Genomic DNA, 13,758 nt, shown 5'->3' with positions numbered 1-13,758 from the left:
GTGGCACCCATGAGTCACCATGGGGGTGTGCTCCGTCGATCCGCCGTGCTGCTCCCGGCAGTTCTCCTGCTGCTGACCGGGTGCGTCCGGCTCTCGGCGCCGGCCCCCGAGCCGGGTCCTCCCCGTGACGGCGAGCCGGCGCTGGTGTCCACCGCCCCCGACGCCGACGCCGCCACGGCGCGCCTGGAGCCGTCCTGCCCCGCGCCGGACCCGGAGGGCACCGTGACGGCCGCCCAGTTCAACCGGATGATGGACCGGGTCGACTTCCCGACCTGGCAGTCGGCCGACCTCGGGGCCAGCGCGATGCTCAGCGACGGTCGCGTCTTCTGGGCCTGGGGTGACACCGGCCGCACGAAGGACTACGACCCGCGCCTGATCGACAACTCCGTCTGGGTCACCTCGGGCGCCTGCGTCTCGCAGGTGCTCACCGACGGGGAGAGCGAGTTCTTCCCCCGGGACCCGAAGGAGCTCACCCACTGGCCCATGACCGTGGTGCGGCTCGAGCCCACCGCCGCGGACGGCGAGGGCATTCGCGACAAGGTCATCGTCTACCTCTCGCGCATCCAGCGCGGTGACCGGCAGTGGGACTTCCTGTTCCGCGGCACGTCGGTCGCCGTCGTCCTGGTCGGCGCGGACGGCGTCCCCCGCCTGGACCGGACGGTCGAGCTGACCTCCGACAGCGCGGACTTCGACCAGATCAACTGGGGCGCCGCGGTGGCGCCCGACGGCGAGTGGCTGTACCTCTACGGCACCCGGTACACCAACGAGGCGTTCATCACCGGCCGCGAGCTCTACGTGTCGCGGCTGCCGATCGACGACCCCACGAACGCCAAGGCCAGGCAGTTCTGGGACGGCAGCCAGTGGCAGGACAGGGAGACCGCGGCCGCACCGATCATCGAAGCGGAGAACGGCACGTCGCAGACGCTCTCGGTGGACAAGATCGGCGAACGGTGGGTGATCATCTCCAAGCGGGGCGGTGACCTGGCCGACTGGATCACCATGTGGACCGCCGACTCGCCCACCGGACCGTTCGAGGACACCGCGATCGACGTGGTCTCCTCGCCGGGCGGCCACGACGACGACCCCGACGACGTCGACCACCTCACCTACACGCCGCTCTCGCATCCCGACATCCGCACGGCGTCGGGCTCGCTCCTGGTCTCGGTCTCCCGGAACACCACCGACATCGAGGAGCTCTACGACCGGCCGCAGTCCGGCCGGGTGCTCTTCCACGAGGTCCCGCTCGTCTGACCCGCGCGGCGCGGTGAGCGAGGTCACCGCGTGTCCCGGAAGATCGGCGGCGTGCCCGGCGTCGGACTCGGTATGACCGCGCCGCCACCCGCCCGGGCCTACGCGGTGTGGGTGGTGGCGCTGCTCTCCTACGTCGTCGCGGTGTTCCATAGGTCGTCGCTGGGCGTGGCGGCCGTCGACGCGCAGGAGCGGTTCTCCGCCGGCGCCTCGGCCGTCTCGCTGTTCCTCGTCCTCCAGCTGGCCGTGTACGCGGGCCTGCAGGTCCCGGTGGGCGTGGCGCTGGACCGGTTCGGCTCCCGCCGGCTGATCCTCGCGGGGGCGGTGACGATGGCGACCGGGCAGCTGCTGCTCGCGCTGGCCGGCGACGTCCCGACCGCCGTGGCCGCGCGGGTCCTGGTCGGGGCCGGTGACGCGATGACGTTCATCAGCGTGCTGCGCGTGGTGTCGTTCTGGTTCCCGGGCTCCGTCGTCCCGCTGCTCACCCAGCTCACCGGGATCCTCGGGCAGCTGGGGTCGGTGCTCGCGGCCTATCCGCTCGTGGCGCTGCTGCACAGCACCTCCTGGGAGGCGACATTCCTGGGTGCCGCGGCCACCGGGCTGCTGGTGGCGGTCCTGGTGCTGGTCGCGCTGCGGGACGCCCCGGGCGGGGCGGTGCGCGGCCCGGCCGCCGGCCTGGCCGAGCTGCGGCGCACCCTCGCGGACACCTGGCGGGAACCGGGCACGCGGATCGGCCTGTACACGCACCTGGTCACCCAGTTCTCCGGCACGGTGTTCGCCCTGCTGTGGGGCTATCCCTTCCTGGTGGTCGGCCAGGGCCTCTCGCCGTCGACGGCGGCCGGGCTGCTCACCCTGCTCGTGCTGGTGGGCATGGCGGTGGGCCCGCTGCTCGGGCGGCTGTGCGGCCGCTGGCCGCTGCGCCGCTCGGTGCTGGTCTTCACCATCCTCGGCGCCACCGCCACCGTGTGGACGGTCGTGCTGGCATGGCCCGGCCGCGCGCCCCTGCCCCTGCTCGTCGTCCTGGTCATGGTGCTCGGCACCAACGGCCCCGGCTCGATGATCGGGTTCGACTACGCCCGCACCGAGAACCCGGCCGAGCGGCTGGGCAGCGCGAGCGGGGCGGTGAACGTGGGTGGCTTCGTCGCCTCGCTGCTGACCATCCTGGCCATCGGCGCCGTGCTGGACCTGCTCACGCCCGGTGCGTCGACCGACTACGACCTGGGCGCCTTCCGGGCCGCGTTCGCCGTCCAGTACCTGTTCTGGGCGATCGGCCTGGCGGGGGTGCTCCGGCACCGCCGGGAACTGCGCGCCCGGCTGGCCCGCGACGGCGTGGTGCTGGCCCCGCTGCACACCGCCGTCCGCGCCCGGCTCCGCGGCGACTCGGCCTACCGCTGACGCCGGAGCGCCGGGTACGGCGCTCGGGTCGCCGGGCGCGGCCGGGCCGAGCGTGATCGGCACCGCGACACCGCCGGCCCACCACAGCCTGGGGAGATGCCATGACCGAGGTCGAGCCCACCCTCGGGGCGGGGCCGTTGCTGCTCATCGCCGCCGCGGGCGTGCTGCTGCTGCTCCTGCTGATCATCCGCTTCAAGCTGCACGCCTTCGTGGCGCTGATCCTGGTCAGCCTCCTCGTCGCGCTGGCCGCGCGTGTGCCGCTGGAGGACGTCGTCACCACGCTCACCGGCGGCTTCGGCAGCACCCTGGCCAGCGTGGCACTGCTGGTCGGCCTCGGCGCCATGCTGGGCCGGTTGCTGGAGTTCAGCGGGGGAGCGCAGGTGCTCGCCGACGTGCTGATCAACCGGTTCGGCGAGCAGCGGGCACCCCTGGCGCTGGGCGTCGCGGCGCTGCTCTTCGGCTTCCCGATCTTCTTCGACGCCGGGCTGGTCGTCTTCCTGCCGATCGTGTTCACCGTCGCGCTCCGTCTCGGGGGCTCCCTGCTCACGTACGGGCTGCCGGTGGCCGGGGCGTTCGCCGTCATGCACGCCTTCGTCCCGCCCCACCCCGGGCCGGTCGCGGCCGCCGAGCTCGTCGGTGCCGACATCGGCCTGGTGCTGGTCTTCGGGCTGCTGATCGGGCTGCCGACGTGGTTCCTGGGGGGTTACCTGTTCGGGCTGTGGGCCGGCCGCCGCTACGACGTCGCCGTGCCGGACATCCTCTCCGGCGGCGAACCGGTCGAGGGTGCGGTGCCGGCCGGAGGCCCGGAGGGGGCGACGCCGGTCGCCGGCACGTCGCCGGCACCCGCCGGCGGCTACGGCGACACCGCCGTGGCCACCGATCCGGCGTCGACGGCGCCCGGACCCCCCTCGTTCGGCACCGTGCTGGGCCTGCTGCTGCTGCCCCTGCTGCTCATCTTCCTGAACACCGGCATGAGCACCTTGGCCACGGCGGGCACGGTCGACGAGGAGTCGACCGTGGTGCGCGTGGCCCAACTGATCGGCGCGACGCCGATCGCACTCCTGATCACCGTGCTCGTGGCGATGGTCGTGCTCGGCCGGCACCGCGACAGCTCGGCGACCGAGATCGAGTCGGTCGTGAACAGCGCACTGGGACCGGTCTGCGCGATCATCCTGATCACCGGCGCCGGCGGCATGTTCGGCGGCGTGCTGCGGGCCAGCGGCATCGGCGAGGCGCTCGCCGACGTGCTCGGCGACATCGGCCTGCCGGTCATCGTGGCCGCGTTCGTCATCTCGGTCCTGCTCCGGGTCGCGCAGGGCTCGGCGACGGTGGCCCTCACGACGGCGGCCGGCCTCATGGCGCCGGTCGTCGAGGCGAGCGACGGCCTCTCCAGCGTCGACCTCGCGCTCGTGGTCATCGCCATCGCGGCCGGGGCGACGGTGCTCTCGCACGTGAACGACTCCGGCTTCTGGCTGGTCAGCCGCTTCTTCAAGATGGACGAGAAGACGACGCTCAAGACCTGGACGGTCATGGAGACGCTCCTGGGCACGATCGGCTTCGTGCTGGCGCTGCTGCTCAGCCTCGTCCTCTGACCACCCCCTGGACGACCGGAGGAGTCGGCATGGCACGCATGGGACGCGCGGCGGGAGCCGGACTGACGGCGCTGATGGCCGTCGCTGCCCGTGACCTGCTGCAACGGGAGCACTCGCTGCTGCGCAACTTCCCGGTGATCGGGCACGCGCGCTACCTGCTGGAGTCCATCGGCCCCGAGCTGCGCCAGTACCTGGTGGCCGGCAACAACGAGGAGCGGCCCTTCACCCGCGACCAGCGGCGCTGGGTGTACGCCTCGGCGAAGGGCGAGAACAATTACTTCGGCTTCGGCACCGACAACGACCTCGAGTTCACCGCCGGCTACCCGATCATCAACCACCGGACGTTCGGCCGGGCCGTGCCGGCGACGAACGTGCACGCGGGGCAGGATGTCGCGCTGCCGTCGGCCAAGGTGCTCGGCGCGGCCCGGGGACGCCGGCAGGCCTTCCGGCCCGCCTCGGTCGTCAACGTCTCGGCCATGAGCTACGGCTCGCTCTCCGGGGCCGCGGTCGAGGCGCTCAATCGCGGATCGGCGCTGGCCGGCTGCCTGCACAACACCGGCGAGGGAGGGCTGTCGAGGCACCACCGGCACGGCGGTGAGCTGGTGTTCCAGCTCGGGACGGCCTACTTCGGCTGTCGCGACGAGCACGGCCGGTTCGACCTGGAGCGGCTGAAGGCCCTGGTCGCCGGCGCTCCGGTGCGGGCGCTGGAGATCAAGCTGAGCCAGGGCGCGAAGCCCGGCCTCGGCGGCGTGCTGCCCGCCGCGAAGGTCTCGGACGACATCGCCGAGACCCGGGGGATCCCGGTCGGGGTCGACTGCATCAGCCCGTCGCGGCACGCCGAGTTCTCCGATGCCGACAGCCTGCTCGACTGGGTGGAGCTGCTGGCGGAGGAGACCGGGCTGCCGGTGGGCATCAAGGCCGCCGTCGGCGACATGGCCTTCTGGGAGGAGCTGACCGACCTCATGGCTGCGACCGGCCGCGGGGTCGACTTCGTGACCATCGACGGAGGCGAGGGCGGCACCGGCGCGGCACCGCTGATCTTCACCGACTCGGTGTCGCTGCCCTTCCAGCTCGGCTTCGCCCGCGTCTACGCCACCTTCGCCCGCAAGGGCCTGCAGGAGGACGTCGTCTTCATCGGCGGCGGCAAGCTCGGGCTGCCGGACAACGCGGTCGTGGCGTTCGCGCTGGGCTGCGACCTGATCAACGTGGCCCGCGAGGCGATGCTGGCGATCGGCTGCATCCAGGCGCAGAAGTGCCACACCGACACCTGCCCCACCGGCGTCGCGACGCAGAACCCGTGGCTGACCCGCGGGCTGGATCCGGCGCTGAAGTCGGTGCGGACGGCCAACTACGTGCGCACGCTGCGGCGAGACCTGCTCAAGGTGGCCGAGGCCTGCGGGGTCGAGCACCCCGGGCTCATCGACTCGGGTTCGGTGGAGGTGCTCACCGGCCGGAGCGAGTCACGGCCGCTGCACGAGGTCTACGGGTACGAGCCCGGGTGGGGCCTGCCCTCCGCGGACGACCGCGCCGAGATCGGCCGGATCATGCTGCCGGAGTCCGAGCAGGGCGGCAGCGCACCGCCGTCCGCCACGGCCGCCGACTAACCGCGGAGGAGGTCCTCGAAGGAGCTCGCCGGGTCGGCGAACGGGTCCACCGGCGCCGCCGGGGCCCTCCCCGCGACGACGTCGGCCAGTTCGGCCGCGGCGCGGTCGACCCGGTGGGCCAGCCCGGTGCCGGCCTCGGAGCCGCCGGACCAGTCCTCCGAGGCGGCGAAGACCGCGGTGGGGACGACGGTGGCCCGCAGGTAGGCGAACAGCGGGCGCATCGCGTGCTCCAGTGCCAGCGAGTGCCGAGCCGTGCCCGCCGTCGCGCCCATGAGCACGGGTGTGCCCACCAGCGCGTCCTTGTCCAGCACGTCGAAGAACGTCTTGAACAGACCGCTGTAGGACGCCGAGAAGATCGGCGTCACCGCGATGACCGCGTCGGCGCCGGTCACGGTGCCGACGGCCCGCCGCAGCGGCTCGTTCGGGAATCCGGTGAGCAGGTTGTCGGCGAGGTCGCGGGCGTGCTCGCGCAGCTCGACCGTCTCGACGGTGGTCGGGATGCCGCGCCCGGCCAGGGCCGCGACGGTGGCCGCGGTCATCCGGTCGGCCAGCAGCCGGGTGGAACTGGGGTTGCTCAGCCCGGCGCTGACGACGGCGAGCGTGCGGGTGCTCATCGGGACTGCACCTCCTCGCGGGACGGGGCGTGCACCGTGGCGTCCTTCGCACCCCGGGCCGTCACCCGGGAGGCGTGGGTGGGCGCGTCCGGCACGTGCGCGGGCTTCAGGGCGGCGAACTCGCGGCGGAGCACCGGGACGACCTCCTCGCCGAGGAGATCGAGCTGCTCGAGCACCGTCTTCAACGGGAGGCCGGCGTGGTCGATGAGGAACAGCTGGCGCTGGTAGTCGCCCACGTAGTCGCGGAAGCCCAGCGTCCGCTCGATGACCTGCTGCGGGCTGCCCACGGTCAGCGGAGTCTGCGTGCTGAAGTCCTCGAGCGAGGGGCCGTGGCCGTAGACCGGCGCGTTGTCGAAGTAGGGCCGGAACTCGTCCACCGCGTCCTGGCTGTTCTTGCGCATGAACACCTGCCCACCGAGGCCCACGATCGCCTGGTCGGCGCTGCCGTGGCCGTAGTGCTCGAAGCGGCGACGGTAGAACTCGACCATCTTCTGGGTGTGCTCCGGCGGCCAGAAGATGTGGTTGTGGAAGAAACCGTCGCCGTAGTACGCGGCCTGCTCGGCGATCTGCGGGGAGCGGATCGAGCCGTGCCACACGAACGGCGGGACGCCGTCCAGCGGACGGGGCGTCGAGGTGAAGCCCTGGAGCGGCGTGCGGAACTTGCCCTGCCAGTCGACGACGTCCTCGGTCCAGAGGCGGCGCAGCAGGGCGTAGTTCTCGACGGCGAGCTCGATGCCGTTGCGGATGTCCTGCCCGAACCAGGGGTAGACCGGGCCGGTGTTCCCGCGGCCCATCATGAGGTCCACCCGGCCGTCGGCGAGGTGCTGCAGCATCGCGTAGTCCTCGGCGATCTTCACCGGGTCGTTGGTGGTGATCAGCGTCGTCGAGGTGGACAGCTGGAGCGTCGAGGTCTGCGCCGCGATCCAGGCGAGCGTGGTCGTGGGGGAGGAGGAGAAGAACGGCGGGTTGTGGTGCTCGCCGAGCGCGAAGACGTCGAGGCCGACCTCCTCGGCCTTGCGGGCAATCGCGAGGACGGCCTTGATCCGCTCGGCCTCCGTCGGCGTCCGGCCGGTGGTGGGGTCAGGAGTGATGTCGCTGACCGTGAAGATCCCGAACTGCATGACCGACTCCGTCGCTAGTTGAGAGTGCAACTACTGATCGGCTCAACCTACCGATGGTCACGAGCATTCCCGGTCCCGGTGCACGGCGGCCAGCGGTACCGACCGACCCCGGTGCGTAGCCGACTCGCCACGGGCAGCCGAACTACGCCGGTGGCAGTTCACGGTCCGGTCACGGCGCGCGGCTCGGCGCGCGGCGTTCTGGCACTGTCCGGATCGGAACCAGTGGGGAACGATCGACCCGCCACATCCCGGAGGCCGGGGTGCGGTCGGCGACCGGGGCGCGAAGGGGTGGCTCGATGACGGTGCGGACGGAGACCGGGGCCGGCGACCGGGCGGAGGGCGGCCCGAAGGCTCCGCCGGCCTTCACGGGCGCGTTGGACCAGTTGCTCGGCTCGGGACCCGTCTTCCGCAGCCGCCTCCGGGGTTACGACCCGCTGGAGGTCGACACGTACGTCAGCTGGGCGGAGACCGAGCTGCGCACCGTGCGGCGCCAGGTCGACGACCTGCTGGGCCGGTTCGGCGCCTGCTCCGCGGAGCTCGAGATCTCCCGGCGCCTGCTGGCCGATGCACCCCGCGGCCGGGTCTTCCCGGTGTCCGACCGCGTGGAGGAGATGCTCCGGCTGGCCGTCGAGGAGGCCGCGGCGATCACCGACGCCGGCGCCCGGGAAGCCGAGCACCTGGTGGCGGAGGCCCGCAGCGAGGCCGATGCCCGGCTGCGCAAGGCGCACGAGATCAAGGAGTTGGCCGTTCTCGCGGCCGACGAGCTGCGCGACCACGCCCGCCGGCAGCAGGCCGAGGCCACCGCGATGATCGAGCGGGCACGGGGCGAGGCCGCCGAGCTGCTGCGGGCCGCGGCGGAGGAGCGGGAGCGGCTCGACGCGGAGGCGGCGCAGGCACGAGAGCAGGCCGCCGCCGCGGCCACGGCGCGGCTGGTGGAGCTGCAGGAGGAGGTCGCCGACCTGCGCCGGCAGCGCGACCAGGCCCGCCAGTCGCTCCGCGGGCTGAGCAGTCGCATCGGCGAGGCCCTCCAGGCTGTGGCGGCCACGGTTCCCGACGCGATGAGCGGCACGAACGTGGCGGTCGAGGGGATGACGTCCGACGACGTCCCGGACGACCCCGCCCCGGGGGAGGCCGTCGTGCTCGTGCGGCAACCGGAAACGGTCGCCTCCTGACCGTCCGGCGCGGACACGGGGACTCCGGACGGCTCCCGTTCGTCCTCTGGTGAGAGGCTTCAGGGGGCGCGGGTAGATCGCCGCCGGAGCGAACATGGGAGGTCAGCGGTGGACGAGGTCGCGAAGACGGTCCGGATCGACGGCGGGATCGTCGTCGGCCACGACGGGTCCAAGTGCGCGCAGGAGGCGCTCGTCTGGGCGGGCAGGCTCGCCGCCCGGGCCGACATCGACGTCCACGTCGTCCGCGCCTGGCAGATGACCACGGCGCCGCAGCCCGCCACCCGGGAGCACGGCTACGTACCCCCGCTGGCCGACTTCGAGAAGGCCGTCCACGACGAGCTGACCGCGCACGTCGCCGCGGCGGGCCTGGACCCGGAGGTCCGGGTGACCTGCCACGTGGTCCACCGGCCGGCGGCGCCGGGGCTCATGCAGGCGGCGGAGAACGCGCACCTGCTGGTCATGGGTGCCCGCGGCCGGGGCGGCTTCGCGGGTCTGCTGCTCGGCTCGGTGAGCGACCAGCTCGTGCACCACGCGCCCTGCCCGGTCACCGTGGTCCGCACCGGCGCGACCGGCAAGGAGATCGCCGCCGCCCAGGGCACCGTCCTCGACGCGGGCTGACCGGCCCCGGTCACTCCGGGGCTCTCCCGTAGACGGCGGTGAGCCACACCTGCAGCAGCACGGGGACGACGTCGGACTCGGCCAGCGCCGGCCCGTCACCGCTGAGCGAGGCGTAGATGACCCGTTCGTTCATCGAGGTCAGCGCCACCGCCAGGTTGCGGGCCGGGACGCCGGCGGGCGCGGCGCCCCGCGCCCGCTCGGCCTCGATCGCAGCGGCGCACCGCTGCACCCAGCGCTCGAACACCTCGGCCCACAGCGAGCGCACCGCCGCACTGGTGGAGCGTGCCTCGGCCCAGGCGACGGTCAGCGCCCGGTGCGAGCGGAAGGTGTCGTGGTAGGCGGCGAGGGCCCGCTGCCATCCCTCGCGCGGGCCGGCCGCCGGCGCCTCGAAGACCGTGCGCATCGCCTCGTCGGCCTCCGCGACCACGCGGTCGAGGAGGGTGAGCAGGACGGCGTCCTTGGACGGGAAGTAGAAGTAGAACGTCGGCCGCGAGATCCCGGCCCCGCGGGCCAGGTCGTCCACGGAGATCGCCCCCAGCGACTTCTCGTCGAGCAGGCGTTCGGCCGTCGCCAGGATGGCCTGCTCGCGGTCGTCGCCGGACGTCCGCGCGGCACGCCGGCCGCGCGCGCGCACCGGCGACTGCTCCGCGCCCTCCGACATGCCTCGCAGATTACCGGCGCGCATCCGTTTCTCGACACGGCGTTGACTCGTTCAACAGTGCGTCGATAGCGTCGGCGGTGCCTGCATCTGAGAAGTTGAGTTCCGCGGCAGCGCCGACGCAGCAGCCCGGTGAACACCGGCCCGTTCCAGGAGTGTGGACATGAGCTCGGAGCACGTGGACGTCCTCGTCGTCGGCGCCGGACTGTCGGGTGTCGGCGCCGCCTGCCACCTGCAGGTGGAGTGCCCCGACAAGACCTACGCGATCCTGGAGTCCCGGGGCGCCATCGGCGGCACCTGGGACCTGTTCCGCTACCCGGGCATCCGGTCGGACTCCGACATGTTCACGCTCGGCTACGCGTTCCGGCCGTGGACCGGCGCCAAGGCGATCGCCGACGGGCACTCGATCCGCGAGTACATCGAGGACACCGCGCGCGAGTACGGGGTCGAGGACAAGATCCGCTTCCACCACGAGGTGCTCTCGGCGGACTGGTCGAGCGCCGACGCCCGCTGGACGGTCACCGCCCGGCGCACCGACACCGGCGAGACGGTGCGGCTGACCTGCTCGTGGCTGCAGGTGTGCTCGGGCTACTACCGCTACGACGAGGGCTTCCGCCCCGAGTTCCCCGGCGAGGAGCGGTTCCCCGGCGAGGTGATCCACCCCCAGCACTGGCCGGAGGACTTCGACGCCACCGGCAAGCGGATCGTCGTCATCGGCAGCGGGGCCACCGCCGTCACGCTGGTGCCCAACCTGGCCGACGACGCCGCGCACGTCACCATGCTGCAGCGCACGCCGAGCTACATCCTGACCCAGCCGGGCACCGACCCGCTGGCGCGGATCCTGCGCAGCCGGCTCCCCGCGAACGTCGCGTATCCGATCGTGCGCTGGAAGAACGTGCTGGCCACCACCGCGCTGTTCCAGGCCAGCCGGCGCTGGCCCGGCGCGGTGAAGAAGGTGCTCCGCCGGCTCACCGAGAAGCAACTGCCGGCATCGATCGACGTGGACACGCACTTCAACCCGCCCTACGACCCGTGGGACCAGCGGCTGTGCCTGGTCCCCGACGGCGACCTGTTCCGCCACCTGCGCAACGGCACGGCCTCGATCGCGACCGACCGGATCGCCACGTTCACCGAGACGGGCATCCAGCTCGAGTCCGGGCAGCACCTCGACGCCGACGTCATCATCACCGCGACCGGGCTGAACCTGCTGCCGATGGGCGGGATGACGCTCAGCCTCGACGGCGAGCAGGTCGACGTCTCCGAGACGGTCTCCTACAAGGGGATGATGCTCTCCGGCGTCCCGAACTTCTCCATGGTCATCGGCTACACGAACGCCTCGTGGACGCTCAAGGCCGACCTGGTCAACCGGTACGTGTGCCGGCTGCTGCGACACATGGACGAGCGCGGTCAGGCCGTGGCCACGCCGGTCGCCCCGCCCGAGGGCGCGGACCTGCCCTTCCTGGATCTCGCGTCCGGCTACGTGCAACGCAGCCTCGCCGCGCTGCCCAAGCAGGGCCGGCGCACCCCGTGGAAGCTGCACCAGAACTACATCCGCGACGTCCGGCTGATGCGCCGGGGTCCCCTCGAGGACGAGGGCATCCGGTTCAGCTCCGCCCCGGTGCGCGCCGAGCGGGCGGTCGCCTGATGGGCCCCTACGAGTTCGCCGGCGGAACGGCCGTCGTCACCGGTGCGGCCAGCGGCATCGGCGAGGCGCTCGCGGGGCAGCTGGCCGACCGCGGCAGCGACCTGGTGCTCGTCGACCGGGACGCCGAGCGGCTGGTCGCCGTCGCCGAGGGCATCCGCACCGCGCACCCGGCGCTGGCCGTCCGGACCTACGTCGTCGACCTCGCCGACGAGCGGGCCACCGACGAGCTCGGGGCCACCCTCGCGTCCGCCCACCCGGAGACGACGCTGCTGGTCAACAACGCCGGCGTCGCCCTCGGCGGCCGCTTCGACCAGGTCACGGTCGAGGAGTTCGAGTGGGTGATGGCGATCAACTTCCGGGCGGTGGTGCGGCTGACCGCGGCGCTGCTCCCGACTCTCCAGGCCCATCCGGGGTCGCACCTGGTCAACGTCTCCAGCATCTTCGGCATCTTCGCCCCGGCCGGGCAGGCCGCCTACGCCGCCAGCAAGTTCGCCGTCCGTGGCTTCAGCGAGTCGCTGCGCCACGAGCTGGTCGACGACGAGGTCGGCCTGACGGTCGTCCACCCGGGTGGGATCAGGACGCGGATCGCCGAGAGCGCGCGCATCGGCTCCGGCGTGCCGCCCGAGATGGCGGCCGGGCGCGAGGAGTTCGACAAGCTGCTCCGCATCCCGCCGGAGAAGGCAGCCGCCCGGATCGTGGCGGCGATCGAGAAGCGCCGGCCCCGGTTGCTCATCGGTGCGAGCGCCAAGGTGCCCGACGCGCTGGTCCGCCTCCGTCCGGGCACGTACTGGCGGCCGATCGCCCGGGTCGTCGGCCGTCGGGCGGCGGCGGGCGGGCGCGGCTGACGCAGGTGACCGTCCCCGCCGAGTTCATCCGCGCCCACACCCGGCCGGAGCGGCCACCGCTGGTGCCGGAGATCCAGCTCCTGGTCGCCGCGGACGTGGTCGCGCTCTGGGAGGCGATGGCGGTCGAGCAGGGCCGGACCGACGAGGAGCCGCCGTTCTGGGCCGCCGCCTGGCCCGGTGGGCAGGCGCTGGCCCGGTACGTGCTCGACCACCCCGATGTGGTCGCCGGTCGTTCGGTCCTGGACCTCGGGGCCGGCAGCGGGCTGGTGGCCGTCGCGGCGCTCCTGGCCGGCGCGGAACGGGTGGTGGCCAGCGAGATCGACCCCTTCGGCCTGGCCGCCATCCCGGAGAACGCCGCGCTCAACGGTGTCTCCGGGATCGAGCCGGTGGGCGACCTGCTGGGGGAGCCGCCTCCCGCGGTGGACGTCGTCCTGGCCGGTGACGTCTGCTACGACCGGATCATGACCGAGCGGGTGCTGCCCTTCCTCGACGCCGCCCGGACCGCCGGCGCGGAGGTGCTCGTCGGGGACCCCGGCCGGCCCTACCTGCCGCACGACCGGCTCGTCGAGGCCGCGGTCCACGACATCGCGGACGCCGACTCCTCGGCCGGCCGGCCCGCACGGATCCGCCGCACAACCGTGTGGCGCCTGCCCTGACGGTTCCCTCGTCCGTCAAGGGGACATGCATCACGCCGGAAATCCCGCGCAGGGGTTTGTCACGAACAGGTCACGGCCGTACGTTGGGTCTGTCCGGCGAGCGGCGGCCTCAACCGAGAGCTGCCGCGCCGGACGCCGCCGAGTCGTCCTGCGGGGCGAGCCGGGGACCCACCGCAGTACTGGGGTGAATCCCGGCCCCGGACCTCCAGTCCGGGGCGGGTAGGGCTGCTTCCCGCCCGAACCCGTCAGCTAACTCGGTAGGCGGCTCACGGAAGAACTGGACAGCCGGAGTGCCGGTCGCCCCTGAGCGGGCGGCGGCTTCGCTGCGCCCTGACACCCGGAGCACACCTCCCCATGAACCTGCGCACCACCGTGAACAGCCGCTTCCTCCGCCGTCCGCCCGTGGGCACCCGCCGTCCGGCCCTGTTCGTCGGGGCGGCCGCCGCCGGCGCCCTGACGCTGGGCGTCCTGACCGCGGGCGAACCCGCCGCGCAGGCCGAGGCGCAGCCCGAGCCGATGAGCGTCGCGCAGCAGCTGGGCATCACGGCGGAGGCGCCCGCCTCGCTCGACGCCGCGGTGGTCGCACCGCT

General features: G+C 73.0%; 12 protein-coding genes, 1 pseudogene and 1 riboswitch. Of the genes and pseudogenes, 10 read left to right on the top strand and 3 right to left on the bottom strand.

Annotated elements, in window-relative coordinates; all coding sequences use genetic code 11:
• Positions 1 to 27 precede the first annotated feature (27 nt).
• From BN344_RS16290 to BN344_RS16275, 4 genes are all read left to right on the top strand, one after another.
• Entirely contained in the window at positions 28 to 1,251 is a 1,224-nt protein-coding gene (locus tag BN344_RS16290; protein ID WP_166518261.1) for a DUF4185 domain-containing protein, read from the top strand.
• Between the two features lie 30 nt (positions 1,252 to 1,281).
• Positions 1,282 to 2,643, top strand: coding sequence for an MFS transporter (locus BN344_RS16285; protein ID WP_231486931.1), 1,362 nt, complete (start codon positions 1,282 to 1,284; stop codon positions 2,641 to 2,643).
• Positions 2,644 to 2,744: 101 nt separating this feature from the next.
• Entirely contained in the window at positions 2,745 to 4,235 is a 1,491-nt protein-coding gene (locus BN344_RS16280; RefSeq protein WP_040339587.1) for a GntP family permease, read from the top strand.
• Positions 4,236 to 4,264: 29 nt separating this feature from the next.
• Positions 4,265 to 5,839 carry an FMN-binding glutamate synthase family protein gene (locus tag BN344_RS16275; RefSeq protein ID WP_040339586.1) on the top strand — a complete coding sequence of 525 codons (1,575 nt, stop codon included), beginning with the start codon at positions 4,265 to 4,267 and terminating at the stop codon, positions 5,837 to 5,839.
• Here BN344_RS16275 and BN344_RS16270 read toward each other — a convergent pair.
• Positions 5,836 to 6,453, bottom strand: coding sequence for an FMN reductase (locus BN344_RS16270; RefSeq protein WP_040339585.1), 618 nt, complete (start codon positions 6,451 to 6,453; stop codon positions 5,836 to 5,838). The two genes, BN344_RS16275 and BN344_RS16270, sit on opposite strands and share 4 nt — an antisense overlap.
• Positions 6,450 to 7,574: an LLM class flavin-dependent oxidoreductase gene (locus BN344_RS16265; RefSeq protein ID WP_040339584.1), complete on the bottom strand. Its 1,125-nt coding sequence runs from the start codon at positions 7,572 to 7,574 to the stop codon at positions 6,450 to 6,452. Before BN344_RS16265 ends, BN344_RS16270 begins: the two co-directional genes overlap by 4 nt.
• A gap of 296 nt (positions 7,575 to 7,870) precedes the next feature.
• Here BN344_RS16265 and BN344_RS16260 point away from each other — a divergent pair, with 296 nt between their 5' ends.
• Both BN344_RS16260 and BN344_RS16255 read left to right on the top strand, forming a co-directional pair.
• The gene (locus BN344_RS16260) at positions 7,871 to 8,746 is read left to right on the top strand and encodes a DivIVA domain-containing protein (RefSeq protein ID WP_040339583.1); all 876 of its coding nucleotides are present in this window, start codon (positions 7,871 to 7,873) and stop codon (positions 8,744 to 8,746) included.
• 108 nt (positions 8,747 to 8,854) lie between these two features.
• Positions 8,855 to 9,364, top strand: coding sequence for a universal stress protein (locus BN344_RS16255; RefSeq protein WP_040339582.1), 510 nt, complete (start codon positions 8,855 to 8,857; stop codon positions 9,362 to 9,364).
• Between the two features lie 10 nt (positions 9,365 to 9,374).
• Here the strand turns inward: BN344_RS16255 and BN344_RS16250 are convergent, their stop codons facing one another.
• Positions 9,375 to 10,025: a TetR/AcrR family transcriptional regulator gene (locus tag BN344_RS16250; RefSeq protein WP_040339581.1), complete on the bottom strand. Its 651-nt coding sequence runs from the start codon at positions 10,023 to 10,025 to the stop codon at positions 9,375 to 9,377.
• Between the two features lie 160 nt (positions 10,026 to 10,185).
• Between BN344_RS16250 and BN344_RS16245 the strand changes: the two genes are divergently transcribed.
• The 4 genes and pseudogenes from BN344_RS16245 to BN344_RS20400 form a co-directional block, all read left to right on the top strand.
• Positions 10,186 to 11,667, top strand: coding sequence for a flavin-containing monooxygenase (locus BN344_RS16245; RefSeq protein WP_040339580.1), 1,482 nt, complete (start codon positions 10,186 to 10,188; stop codon positions 11,665 to 11,667).
• The gene (locus BN344_RS16240) at positions 11,667 to 12,512 is read left to right on the top strand and encodes an SDR family NAD(P)-dependent oxidoreductase (RefSeq protein WP_081788699.1); all 846 of its coding nucleotides are present in this window, start codon (positions 11,667 to 11,669) and stop codon (positions 12,510 to 12,512) included. Before BN344_RS16245 ends, BN344_RS16240 begins: the two co-directional genes overlap by 1 nt.
• A 5-nt stretch (positions 12,513 to 12,517) precedes the next feature.
• A complete protein-coding gene (locus BN344_RS16235) occupies positions 12,518 to 13,168 on the top strand; it encodes a class I SAM-dependent methyltransferase (RefSeq protein WP_231486929.1) in 651 nt (216 codons plus the stop codon).
• A 126-nt stretch (positions 13,169 to 13,294) separates the two neighbouring features.
• Positions 13,295 to 13,447: riboswitch (cyclic di-AMP (ydaO/yuaA leader) on the top strand.
• A gap of 75 nt (positions 13,448 to 13,522) precedes the next feature.
• Positions 13,523 to 13,758 (top strand): annotated as a pseudogene (locus tag BN344_RS20400) (lytic transglycosylase domain-containing protein); the annotation flags it as partial.

It is taken from the genome of Candidatus Blastococcus massiliensis AP3 (assembly GCF_000582785.1).
In the GTDB taxonomy this organism is placed as follows: domain Bacteria; phylum Actinomycetota; class Actinomycetes; order Mycobacteriales; family Geodermatophilaceae; genus Blastococcus; species Blastococcus massiliensis.
The sequence above is the reverse complement of the archived record's forward strand: the minus strand, read 5'-3'. Positions and strand labels throughout refer to the sequence as shown.

Coding starts and splice junctions, on each gene's coding strand:
- BN344_RS16240 (WP_081788699.1), top strand. CDS start 11,667: ATGGGCCCCTACGAGTTCGCCGGCGGAACGGCCGTCGTCACCGGTGCG.
- BN344_RS16275 (WP_040339586.1), top strand. CDS start 4,265: ATGGCACGCATGGGACGCGCGGCGGGAGCCGGACTGACGGCGCTGATG.
- BN344_RS16265 (WP_040339584.1), bottom strand. CDS start 7,574: ATGCAGTTCGGGATCTTCACGGTCAGCGACATCACTCCTGACCCCACC.
- BN344_RS16245 (WP_040339580.1), top strand. CDS start 10,186: ATGAGCTCGGAGCACGTGGACGTCCTCGTCGTCGGCGCCGGACTGTCG.
- BN344_RS16280 (WP_040339587.1), top strand. CDS start 2,745: ATGACCGAGGTCGAGCCCACCCTCGGGGCGGGGCCGTTGCTGCTCATC.
- BN344_RS16270 (WP_040339585.1), bottom strand. CDS start 6,453: ATGAGCACCCGCACGCTCGCCGTCGTCAGCGCCGGGCTGAGCAACCCC.
- BN344_RS16260 (WP_040339583.1), top strand. CDS start 7,871: ATGACGGTGCGGACGGAGACCGGGGCCGGCGACCGGGCGGAGGGCGGC.
- BN344_RS16250 (WP_040339581.1), bottom strand. CDS start 10,025: ATGTCGGAGGGCGCGGAGCAGTCGCCGGTGCGCGCGCGCGGCCGGCGT.